Origin of the sequence: Kribbella steppae (genome assembly GCF_004342025.1) — a bacterium.
GTDB classification, from domain to species: Bacteria; Actinomycetota; Actinomycetes; order Propionibacteriales; family Kribbellaceae; genus Kribbella; species Kribbella steppae.
Genome location: NZ_SLWN01000026.1, coordinates 61,621 through 72,985 on the forward strand (window position 1 = coordinate 61,621; position 11,365 = coordinate 72,985).

Consider the following 11,365-nt stretch of genomic DNA (forward strand, 5'->3'; position numbering starts at 1 on the left):
CCCGCCCTTCACTGGTGCACCCACCGGCGGCTGAGGCGGAACTGCACTCCGGTGGCGATGATGATCACCACGAACAGCACCAGCGAGAGTGCGGCGGCGTACCCGACCTCGAACGACTGGAAGCCCTTCTCGTAGGTGTACATCACGATGCTCCGGGTGGCGCCGTCCGGGCCGCCGTTGGTCATGATCAGCATCGGGTCGAAGATCTGGAACGCGCCGATGAAAGTGATCACCGTGGCGAAGAAGATCGTCGGCGACATCACCGGCAGTGTGACGCTCCAGAAGCGCCACCACGCGTTCGCGCCGTCCACCCGGGCCGCCTCGTGCAGCTGCGCCGGCACCGTCTGCAATCCGGCCAGCAGGATGATGAAGGTGTAGCCGATCGTGTGCCACCAGTCGACCACGATCAGCGTCGGCAACGCCCAGGTCGGCGAGGCCAGCCAGTTCGTCGTCGGCAGGCCGATGGACGACAGGTAGTGCGTGGCCAGCCCGAACGTCGGGTCCAGCACGTACTTCCAGATCAGCGCGACCGCCGCCCAGGAGACAAGAAACGGAAAGAAGTACGCCGTCCGGACGAAGTACTTCGTGCCACGCGTCATCGTTCGATGCACACCGAGCGCAAGCAGCATGCCGAAGCCGATGTGCGTGATCACCGACGCCGTCGCGAAGACCAACGTGTTCACCACCGCCTGGATCGTGTCCCCGTCGGTGACCAGCTGGCGGAAGTTGTCCAGCCCGGCGAACTCCGGCGTACTGAGCAGGTCCCAGTGGAACAGGCTCAAGCCGAACGCGGCGACCAGTGGGGCAGCGACGAAGACGAGGAAGAGCAGGACCGCGGGACTGATGAACAGATAGCCGGGCAGCCAGTCCCGCCGCTGCGCCGACGTCTTCTCCTGAGCCCGTTGACCAGCTGCTATGGCGACCGCCATCGGCTCAGACCAGGCCTTCCAGAGCGGTCTGGGCCTTGCCGAGTGCGTCGGCCGGTGCGGCGTTGCCGGTCAGCACCTGCTTCCAGCCGTCCTCCACCGCCTTCTGTACGGCGGCGCCCTTGTCCGGCGACGGGATCGGTGTCGCATAGCTCAGCGCCTGGTAGAGGTACTCCGTCCCCTTCGGCGCGTCGGTCAGGAACGACTGGCTGTTCGCGATCGACTTGCGGGCCGGGACGATGGTGCCCCCGAGTTGGGCGAAGAACGACGACCCTTCCTTGGAGATCAGGAACTTGATGAAGGTCCAGGCGTCGTCCTTCTTCTTCGACGCCTTCATGATCGGGTAGCCATTCCAGCCGACCGGCGAGCCCTGCTCCACCTTGGTCGGCCACGGCACGATGCCCATCTTCGCCGTTGCCTTCAGGTTGCGGATGCCGATGATCGGCCACCGGCCGCCGCCGAACATCGCCAGCTTGCCCTGCGCCGCCGCGGTCGCCGCGTCGAACGTGCCGCCCGGTGGCGGCGAGAGCTTGTCGGCCACCAAGGCCCGGTTGAACTCGGCCGCCTCGATGACCGCCGCGTCGTTGAAGGTCGGCTTCGACCAGTCGTCGCTGAAGCTACTCGTCCCGTTGGTGAGCAGCCACGGCATGATCGCCGCGAAGTACTCCGGGCCTGCGGCGTACCCGAACGCGCCGGTCTTCGCCTTGATCTGCTCACAGGCGGACCGGAAGTCGTCCCAGGTCCACTTCGCGGTCGGCTCCGGTACGCCGGCCTTCGCGAACACCTCCTTGGAGTACCACATGCACATGGTGTTGAACTCGCCCGGCAGGTAATAGGTCTTGCCGTCGGTGGAGCTATACTTCTTGTTCCACTCGATCAGGTTCGGGTCCATGTCGGCGTAGTACTCGTCGATCGCCGCCTTGTCCTTGGCGATGTAGTCGTCGAGCGGCGCGAGCAGGCCCTTGGACGCGAACAGCCGCTGGCCCTCGGTCGCGACCTGGATCACGTCCGGCACCTGACCGCCGGCCAGCCGGGTGGACAGCTTGTTGAAGAAGTCACCCCAGTTCGACAGCGGGATGCCCTCGGCCTTGAGCTTGATGTCCGGGTGCTGCTCGCCGAACTTGGCGAACAGCTTGTTCCAGGTGGCCTGCTGTTCCGCCGTACCCATGTAGACGAAGGACAGCTCCTTCGTCGACGACCCGCCGCCGGCGTCGTCACCCCCTCCGCATCCGGTCAGCGCGGCCGCTAGCGCCGTACCACCCGCTGCCTGCAGGAAACCTCGACGGCTGAGCAGCGACTGGTCCATCAGAAGAACCTCCGAAGGCGGGAAATCGATTTCTCGACAGCATAGGCCCGGGCGCCGAAACCGTGTCAAGGGCGGGCCGCGGAAAAGTCGGGGGGAAACCTTCGCGGCCGGCGCCGGGCCGGAATCCCCGTCAGGACGGGAAAAACCGGCCGGCCGGCGGTTCAAACCCATGACATTTGTCGTGGATCCGATCGCTGGATTCGGGGTCCTGCGCAGGCGGACGATTTCGAGCACCCCACCCATGCCGGTCTCCGCCCTCGGCCCGAAGACGGTCCGTGGGCGGAGACCTGCCCAGCTCGAGGAGTTCTGTTGAGGCAACGGATTCTCGTGTCCGCCCTGGGCGTCGGCGCACTAGCCGTCGCGGGACTGACAGCACAAGGACTGACAGCACAAGGTGCCCCCACCCCGTACACCGCCGGGAAGCATGCCGCCAAGGTCTGCTCGGCCACGAAGGCCGCGCACACCGCGACCTGCAGTGCGGAGAAGTTGGTGAACGACAAGAACGTCTCACCGGCCTCGACCACACCGCCGTCGACCGGGCTCACCCCGGCCGGCCTGCGGGACGCGTACAAACTGAACGGCCTGGGCGCCGGCGGCCGCACGGTCGCCATCGTCGACGCCTACGGCTACCCGAATCTCGAACGGGACCTCGGTGTCTACCGGTCCCAGTTCGGCCTGTCCTCCTGTACGACGGCCAACGGCTGCCTGCGCATCATCAACCAGACCGGCGGTACCTCGCTGCCACGGTTCAACGCGGGTTGGGCCGGTGAGCAGGCGCTCGACGTCGACGCGGTCTCGGCCGCTGCGCCGGACGCGAAGATCGTGGTCGTCCAGGCCAACTCCGCCAGCTTCGCCGACCTCGGCACCGCGGTCGTGACGGCGTCCAAGCAGGCGGGCGTGGTAGCGATCTCGAACAGCTACGGCGGTGGCGACGCGTCCGACGCGACCTACGGCAGCTACTACAACCACCCGGGGATCGCGGTCACCGCGTCGACCGGTGACGACGGCTACCAGGGCGGTAGCTATCCGGCGTCGTCGTCGTACACGACCGCTGTCGGCGGTACGTCGCTTGTTGCTGCGAGCAACAGCCGCGGCTGGAGCGAGACGGTGTGGGACGGTGCCGGTTCGGGCTGTTCGACGTACAACACCGCGCTGAGTGCGGCCGCGTCCTTCAACACCGGTTGCTCGAAGCGGGCGATGGCGGACGTGTCCGCTGCCGCCGACCCGGCCAAGGGTGGGATGGCGATCTACTACCCGACCAGCAAGACGGCGTCGACCTGGGCGCAGTTCGGCGGCACCAGTGAGGCCGCGCCGATCATCGCCGCGGTCTACGCGCTGTCCGGCAACACCAGCGGCTACGCGAATGCGCTGCCGTACGCCCACCCGGGGTCGCTGTTCGACGTGACGAGCGGCAGCAACGGATCCTGCCCGACGACCCAGTGGTGCAACGCCCGCACCGGCTGGGACGGCCCGACCGGCCTCGGCACCCCGAACGGCGCCGGCGCCTTCTGAGCGAACGGGCGGACCCCGCCGCGATAGGGGTCCGCCCATTCTGAGGGGGTCGGCAAAGCTCCACCCCCTCAGTAGGGCTGACGCTCCTGATCCGGCCGGAGCACCGAGGGCGGCGACCTGAGGATCGGTCACTTTCTCGGCGTCCACGCACTGCAAGCGATCCCATTGCTTGCCTTGGGCCTCGTTCTGCTCGCCCGCCGGTTCCCGGCGCTGCGTCCCGAGGGTGCCCGGACCGCCTTGGTCTTCGTCGGTGCGGCGTCGTACGCCGGTCTGATCTGGCTGGTCACCTAGCAGGCGCAGCGGGGCGAGTCGCTCATCCATCCGAGCGGTACGACACTCGTGTCCGCCGGTTCGTGGCTGGGTGCAACCGTTCTGCTGACGCTCCTAGTACTCTTCCGCAGACGAAGGACATCCCTCGTCTCCACGCCATTCCGGTGATTTCCCTTCCCCGGGGCCTCGGTCCGGCTTAAGGTCACCCCCGGACGGGTCGTGGAGGGCGATCCGCGCAGACAAACTCCATGGAGCGTTGCAGTGATCTCATCACGCAGAGGGCGGGGGCTCCTGGCAGCCACCGCCGTCTCCGCCGCCACTGTGCTGGTCGTGAGCGCCGCCGGCGGCGCCACGGCCTCGCAGACGGCCGGACCGGACCAGGGCAAGTCAGCCCCGGCCGAGAAGGTCGGGGGCAAGGAACAAAAGGGCAACTACGACGCCCGCACCCCGAGTGCCAGGACCACCTATGCCCGCGCCGCCAAGGTGGCCGGCAAGGAGACCGCCGCGTCGGAGAAGTTCCGCAACTCGCTCGGCACCCAGGGCGTCGTCGAGGTGGACCCGAACACCGGCACCCCGGCCCAGGTGACCAAGCTGGACGGCTTCCTGACCGGTAAGAGCGCCAAGAAGGCCCAGGACGTCGCGCTGAACTACGTGAAGGCGCACCCCGAGGTCTTCAAGCTCGCCGAGGCCGACCTGGCCACACTGAAGCTGCGCAAGGACTACGTCGACGACCTCGGCACCCACCACGTGTTCTGGACCCAGGTGGTGGACGGCGTCGAGGTGTTCGGCAACGGCCTGAAGGCCAACGTCACCAAGAACGGCCAGCTGATCTCGGTCATGGGCGCACCGGTGGCCGGCCTCACCTCGCAGGCTCAGGCCCGGTCCGCCGCGGCCGCGCCGAACGTCACCGCGGCGGAGGCTCGCACCGCCGCGGCCGAGGACATCGGCGGTACGGCGAAGTCCGCGACGGCCAAGGCGACCGGTGTGACCACCAAGTGGAGCAACGGCGACACCTCGAAGCAGGTGTGGTTCCACACCGCCGACGGGCTGCGCAAGGGCTGGATGACCTACGTCAACACCGGCGGCACCAAGATCTACACCCACGTCATCGACGCCCAGACCGGCAGCGTGCTCTACCGCCGGAACTTGTCCAGCGAGGGCAACGGCGACGCGCTGGTGCAGGACAACTACCCGGGTGCGGCCAAGGGCGGCACGCAGCGGGTCGAGAACCTGATCTACAACAAGTGGCTGCCGAAGAACGCCAAGACGCTGCTCGAAGGTACGTCGGTCGCCGCCTGGGCGGATGTCAACGACAACAACCAGCCGGACGCCGGTGAGACGGTCAAGGTGCCGGGCACCAAGACCACCGCCGAGTACAAGCTGGTGTCGTTCCCGAGCGCCTCGTCGTTCTGCTCGACCTCGTTCATCTGCACCTGGGACCCGGCCAAGCCGGACTCCTGGAAGGCGAACATGAACCAGGACGTCACGAACGCGTTCTACCTGGCCAGCAACTTCCACGACTGGCTGGCCAAGCCGCCGATCAGCTTCACCCCGGCGGCCGGTTCGTTCGACGCCGCGGGCGACGACCCGGTGCTGCTGAACGCGCTGGACGGCGCGGCCACCGCCGCCAACGGCGGTCCGGACGCCAACCACGTCAACAACGCGAACATGAACACCCCGCCGGACGGCACCCCGCCGACCATGCAGATGTACCTGTTCCACGCGCCGGGTGCCAGCGACGAGCAGGACGGCTACGTGCCGAGCAGCTCGGGCAACGACGCGAGCATCCTGTACCACGAGTACACCCACGGTCTGTCCAACCGCCTGGTCATCGACCCCACCGGCAACTCGACGCTGAACAGCATCCAGGCCGGCTCGATGGGCGAGGCGTGGAGCGACTTCTACGCGATGGACTACCTGGTCGCGCACAACCTGGAGAAGGACACCACGGCTCCGGGCGAGGTCCTCGAGGGCAAGTACGTCAGCCACGGCCAGCTGTTCCGGACCCAGGCGATCGACTGCCGGGTCAAGGCGGTCAGCCCGAACTGCATCCAGCCGGACGGCTCGAAGGGCGGCTACACCTACGGCGACTTCCCGACCATCGGCGGTGCGCCCGAGGTGCACTCGTCCGGTGAGGTCTGGGCGCAGACGCTGTGGGATCTGCGGGAGCGGTTCGGCCGCAGCTACGCGCTGAGCCTGATCACCCGTGCGATGGAGCTGTCGCCGAACGACCCGACCATGCTCGACATGCGCAACGCGATCGTGCAGGCCGACCTGGTCGCCAGCGGCGGCAAGAATGCCGGCATCATCTGGACCGTCTTCGCCAACCGCGGCATGGGCTGGTACGCCGGTGTCGTCGACAGCGGCGACGCGTTCCCGGCGGAGGACTTCCACAAGCCGCCGACGGGTGCGACCACGACCCTGAGCGGCACCGTGACGGACAAGGACACCGGTGCTCCGGTGGCCGGTGCGCTGGTCTACGTCGGCGGGCACTCCTCCGGCTACGCGGGTGACTATTCCGACGCCACCGACGCGACCGGCAAGTTCAGCATCAGCGGTGTTGCCCCGGGCACCTACCCGAAGGTCGTCGTGTCCGCTCCGGGCTACGAGCTGATCGTTCAGCCGGTGACCGTCAAGCCGGGCGCCACGGCCGACTTCGCGCCGCGCCGCAACTGGGCTGCCGCATCCGGCGGTGGTTCGGTGGTCGACTTCAACGGTCCGGACTTCACCCCCTACGGCTGTGGTCCGGGCGCTGCGATCGACAACGCACAGGGCACCGGCTGGGGCAGCACGACCGGTGACGACGCCGGTACGCCGACCAACGTCATGGTCCCGAAGCACGTCGACATCAAGCTGCCGTCGGCGGTGAACATCAGCGCGTTCAACGTCGACCCGTCGAACACCTGTGGTGACCCGGGCAGCGCCTCGACCGGCAAGTACAAGATCGAGACGTCGGCCGACGGCACCACCTGGGCGGTCGCTCAGGAGGGTGAGTTCACCGCGGCGAACCGGGGCAAGTACAACCTGGTCACCCCGACCGGCAACGCGACCGGGGTCCAGTACGTGCGGTTCTGGATGCTCAGCCCGCAGGTGCCCGACTTCGCCACGAACTGCCCCGCCGGCGCGTTCAGCGGCTGCCAGTTCACCGACATGACCGAACTGCAGGTCTTCGGTACGAAGTAACCCGCACCACCCCCGCGAAGGCCGGTCGAGCACCCGCTCGACCGGCCTTCCGGCTTTCCACATGATGGACAGCGGGAAGTAAGTGCAGTGAATTAGTCTAGTTTCGCGGTGTGGATGTTGTGGCTCAGAGGTCGTCGTCGCGCTCAGTTCGTGGGCGGGGCGGCGACCGAGCCACGCTCGATCAGGGTCGGCACGACGGTGGTACGACGGACGCGACGGTTGGTGTCGACGGCAGAGGTCACGCGGGCCACGACGTCGGCGACCAGGTCGTTGAGCGGCCAGTGGAAGGTGGACAACGGCGGCGTGAGCAGCTGGGACAGCGGCTGGTCGTCGTACCCGAGCAGGGAGAGGTCGTCCGGGATGCGGAGGCCGAGCTCGCGGCTGGCGGCGTACACGCCGTAGGCCAGCGAGTCGGCGAGCGCCAGGATGCCGGTCGGCCGAGGGCTGTCACTGAGCAGATCGCGGGCGACCTTGGTGGCGCCGGCCAGATCGTGCGGGCTCGAGACGATGCGGAGCTTCAGCTTCAGCCCGGACGCGACCCGTTGGGCGATCTCCTCGGCCGGTCGCTCGGTCTCGAACCGGCTCGACGGGCTGAGCATCGCCACCGTCCGATGACCCGCCTCGGCCAGCCGGCCCAGCGCCGTACTGACACCGGTCTCGTTGTCGAACACCACCTCGGACTTCGCCTTGGCGCCCGGCAGCGCGTCGCCGATCGCGATCACCGGGGCCTGCTGGGCGATCTTGGCCCAGCCCTTCTCGGCCGGGTTGATCGGGATCACCACGATCGCGTCGGCGCGGTGGTCGACCAGGTGCTGGGCGAGCTCGAGCTGGCGGCCGGCGTCGCCGGCCGAGTCGATGATCCAGGCGTTCCGGTCCGGCGCCAGCAGCTCCCGGCCGAGCGCGGCCGCGAGACGCTGCTGCCACAGGTCTTCCAGGGACGCGCAGAGTACGCCGACCGAGCCGCTGCGACCGGAGGCGAGCGCCCGGGCGACCGGGTCGGCCTGGTAGCCCAGCCGATCCGCGGCGTCCTGGACTCGCTGCCTGGTCTCCGGCGTCCCGTGCAGGCCGCGCAGCGCATAGGACACGGCCGCCATCGAGAGACCGGTCTCCGCAGCGATGTCCTTGAGGGTTGGCCTCCGGCCGTTTCCGGACATGGGTCGAACCCTAGCCCGTTGCGCGGACAGAAGCTTGACAACGGTGGCTTTGAAGCGCTTCACTCTAGACATCCTGAAGCGCTTCAATCTGGGGGTGAGTCGTGATCGACGTTCACCAGCACCTGTGGCCGGCCGAGTTCGTCGACCGCCTCCGGGCTCGCGACACCGCGCCGTACCTCGACGGTTGGACGTTGCACACCGCGACCGAGGCGCCGTACGAGATCGACCCGGCGGCGCATGCGATCGACAAGCGGGTCGCCCTGGAGCAGGACACCGGTACGACGCTTGCCGTGGTGTCGCTGTCGAGTCCGCTCGGCATCGAGCACCTGGGTGATCACGCGCTCCTCGACGCGTGGCACATCGGCGCGGCCGCACTGCCGGAGCCCTTCAAGGCCTGGGCATCCGTCGATCTCCTCGAGTCCGACCTCGAAGGCGTGGAATCCCTGCTGCGCAACGGGTTTCTCGGTCTGCAGTTGCCCGCACACGTCCTCGGTACGCCGGGCGGATGGGCCGCGCAGAGTGAACTCCTCGCAACCTTGGAGCGCTTGAACAAGCCGATCCTCGTCCACCCCGGCATCGCCCAGCCGGTCGAGGCGGCTCCCGGTTGGTGGGCCCCGGTCGTCGATTACGCGAACCAGTTGCAGGCCGCGTGGTGGGCCTGGCATGCGTACGGCGGACGCCGCGAGTTCCCGCGGTTGCGACTGTGCTTCGCCGCCGCGGCCGGACTCGCGCCCGTGCACCACGAACGCCTGGCTGCCCGCGGCGGCCGGCTCGGCACCATCGACCCCAACCTGTACGTCGACACCTCGAGCTACGGCCCGCAGGGCATCGACGCGGTCGCGCGGATCCTCGGCATCGACCAGGTCGTGCACGGCACCGACCGGCCGTACGCCGGGATCACCGACCACCGCCAAGGCGCCGCCGCGACCGCGGTGATCCGCCACGACAATCCACACCGGCTCCTGTACGGGGCCGGCACACCATCTCCTGAGAGGGGAGTGCAGTGACTGCTCAGCCCATCACCGACGTTCCAGTCGTACCAGCGCGCCAGGCCAGCCGGCTCGTGGAGCTCAACGACTGTCTGTCGCTGGACAACCTTCCGGGCCGGGACCTGGATCCCACCGAGTTGTCCGAACTGGCCGCATCGATCGCCGCCCAGCCGCATCTGTGGGAGGACCAGGTCGCCTACAGCGACGAGGAGCGCGTCTTCGCCTCGCTGCACCGCGACGCCAACGTCGACGTTTGGCTGATCTGCTGGACGCCGGTCAACGACACCGGCTGGCACGACCACGACGTCTCGTCGGGCGCGGTCGCGGTGGCGCGCGGCAAACTCGTCGAACACAACCTGGCCATCGGCACCGAGTCGATCGAGACCGAGGTGGAGGCCGGCGATGTGTACGGCTTCGGCCCCGACCACATCCACCGCCTGACCGGCCTGGACAAGGGCAGCGTCACCGTCCACGCCTACAGCCCGCCGTTGTGGCGGATGGGCCAGTACTCAGTCAAGGACGGCGTACTCCGCCGAGTCTCCGTCTCCTACGCCGACGAACTCCGCCCCCTCGACTAACCAGACCGGTCAGGCCCGTTCACCAGGCAGGCCTGCCCAACGGCCCGGCGTCCAGCAGCCAACAGGCTCCGGACGCCGGGCCTTTCAATCTGCCCCGGGTTGCCCCGCGATCTGCCCTGCTCCAAGTGGTGAATCGTGTCCAGACTCGCTTGCCATGACGACGCACGTGGAGCTCGAGAAGCACTACACCGAGCGCTATGACGAAGCGAGCCGGCTGGGCTCGACGATCAAAGGGCGACTGGAGCTCGCGCGGGTCCAGGACCTGCTCGGCCGATACCTGCCACCACCACCCGCGACGGTCGCGGACATCGGCGGCGGCCCTGGGATTCACGCGAGCTGGCTGCAGGGTCGTGGGTATGACGTCGAGCTGCTCGACCCGGTCGAACGGCACGTCCACCAGGCGGCGGCCGCAGGGATCAGCGCCGTACTGGGGGATGCGCGGAGACTGCCGTGGGACAACGAGGAGTTCGACGCTGCCTTTCTCGCCGGGCCGATGTACCACCTGACGGAGGCGTCCGAGCGACGGCTCGCACTACGCGAGGCGGTCCGGGTGACCAAGCTCGGCGGGTTCGTCGCGGTGATCGCGATCAACCGCGCCGCCAACCTGATCGGCTCGACGTTGGCCAACACCCTGATCGAGCGCCAAGGGGTGGTGACGGACATCCTGCGCGACGGCTTCAGTCCGCGGAACGACCGGATGGCGCACACGACGTACCACACCGTCGCGCAGTTGCGGTCCGAGCTGACCAACGTAGGGCTGCGGAGTGTGACGATCCACGGCCTGACCGGTCCGGGTGGCTGGCTGACCGTGATGATCGATGCCCACTACAACGGCCGGCCGCTGCCGGACAGCCTGCAGGAGCCGGATCCGCTCCGGACCGCGCTGGAGTGTTCCCGGCTCGCGGACAGCTATCCGGAGCTCGTGCAGGCGAGTTCCCTGCTACTCGGTGTGGGGCAAGTTGCTTGCCTGGCCGAAGTCGGAGAGCACGCATAGCCCGGTCCGCCGACCGGCTGGCAGCAGCTCGAAGCTCTGCCGCGACTCGCTGAATATCTGTGGTGGCGGGATTAGACATTGCGAGGTGGAGTGTGTAGTGTTCCTCGTGTTGACAGAGAAGAACAGCGAAGCTGACGTGGACAGCTAACGTTCTGTCCAAGAGTGTGATTGTGAAGTAGGTAGGACGGCGGACTCCGCCGGGCCGATCAGTGAAGGGGCTCGGGTTTCACGCCAGGATCCGGTCAGAGTCGCTGGAGCCAATGGTTGGAAAGGGTTCCAGGCTTGTCGGATGGAAGTAGCTGTTGCAGGTCGTAGTCGTAGTTGCTGTTTGTAGTTGCTGTAGCAGTAGGTAGTTGTTGTTCGAGAGAGAAGGGAAGGGATTACACCGTCGGATCGCCCGCCAGTGCCAGTACTTCGCCGGGCGGGTGCCGTAGTTCCATCAGATGGGAAGGT

8 protein-coding genes are annotated in these 11,365 nt (G+C 67.8%); 5 read left to right on the forward strand and 3 right to left on the reverse strand.

What is annotated here, in order from left to right; all coding sequences use genetic code 11:
* Window positions 1-8 precede the first annotated feature (8 nt).
* Window positions 9-929, reverse strand: coding sequence for a carbohydrate ABC transporter permease (locus EV652_RS42690; protein WP_132216862.1), 921 nt, complete (start codon window positions 927-929; stop codon window positions 9-11).
* A 4-nt stretch (window positions 930-933) separates the two neighbouring features.
* Window positions 934-2,232 (reverse strand): ABC transporter substrate-binding protein, encoded by a 1,299-nt coding sequence (locus tag EV652_RS42695; protein ID WP_132216864.1) that lies wholly within the window; start codon window positions 2,230-2,232, stop codon window positions 934-936.
* 309 nt (window positions 2,233-2,541) lie between these two features.
* Between EV652_RS42695 and EV652_RS42700 the strand changes: the two genes are divergently transcribed.
* Together EV652_RS42700 and EV652_RS42710 are read left to right on the forward strand one after the other, a co-directional pair.
* Window positions 2,542-3,744, forward strand: a complete 1,203-nt coding sequence (locus EV652_RS42700) for a S53 family peptidase (protein WP_199238717.1) — start codon at window positions 2,542-2,544, stop codon at window positions 3,742-3,744.
* Window positions 3,745-4,344: 600 nt separating this feature from the next.
* Window positions 4,345-7,197 (forward strand): M36 family metallopeptidase, encoded by a 2,853-nt coding sequence (locus EV652_RS42710; RefSeq protein WP_242002343.1) that lies wholly within the window; start codon window positions 4,345-4,347, stop codon window positions 7,195-7,197.
* Window positions 7,198-7,340: 143 nt separating this feature from the next.
* Here the strand turns inward: EV652_RS42710 and EV652_RS42715 are convergent, their stop codons facing one another.
* Window positions 7,341-8,351 carry a LacI family DNA-binding transcriptional regulator gene (locus tag EV652_RS42715; protein WP_132216870.1) on the reverse strand — a complete coding sequence of 337 codons (1,011 nt, stop codon included), beginning with the start codon at window positions 8,349-8,351 and terminating at the stop codon, window positions 7,341-7,343.
* Window positions 8,352-8,452: 101 nt separating this feature from the next.
* Between EV652_RS42715 and EV652_RS42720 the strand changes: the two genes are divergently transcribed.
* The 3 genes from EV652_RS42720 to EV652_RS42730 all read left to right on the forward strand — a co-directional run bounded on the left by EV652_RS42720 (window position 8,453) and on the right by EV652_RS42730 (window position 10,912).
* The gene (locus tag EV652_RS42720) at window positions 8,453-9,358 is read left to right on the forward strand and encodes an amidohydrolase family protein (RefSeq protein WP_132216872.1); all 906 of its coding nucleotides are present in this window, start codon (window positions 8,453-8,455) and stop codon (window positions 9,356-9,358) included.
* Entirely contained in the window at window positions 9,355-9,918 is a 564-nt protein-coding gene (locus EV652_RS42725; RefSeq protein ID WP_132216873.1) for a cysteine dioxygenase, read from the forward strand. Before EV652_RS42720 ends, EV652_RS42725 begins: the two co-directional genes overlap by 4 nt.
* Window positions 9,919-10,072: 154 nt before the next feature.
* Entirely contained in the window at window positions 10,073-10,912 is an 840-nt protein-coding gene (locus EV652_RS42730) for a class I SAM-dependent methyltransferase (RefSeq protein ID WP_132216875.1), read from the forward strand.
* Window positions 10,913-11,365: the final 453 nt, after the last annotated feature.

Coding starts and splice junctions, on each gene's coding strand:
- EV652_RS42690 (WP_132216862.1), bottom strand. CDS start 929: ATGGCGGTCGCCATAGCAGCTGGTCAACGGGCTCAGGAGAAGACGTCG.
- EV652_RS42695 (WP_132216864.1), bottom strand. CDS start 2,232: ATGGACCAGTCGCTGCTCAGCCGTCGAGGTTTCCTGCAGGCAGCGGGT.
- EV652_RS42715 (WP_132216870.1), bottom strand. CDS start 8,351: ATGTCCGGAAACGGCCGGAGGCCAACCCTCAAGGACATCGCTGCGGAG.
- EV652_RS42730 (WP_132216875.1), top strand. CDS start 10,073: ATGACGACGCACGTGGAGCTCGAGAAGCACTACACCGAGCGCTATGAC.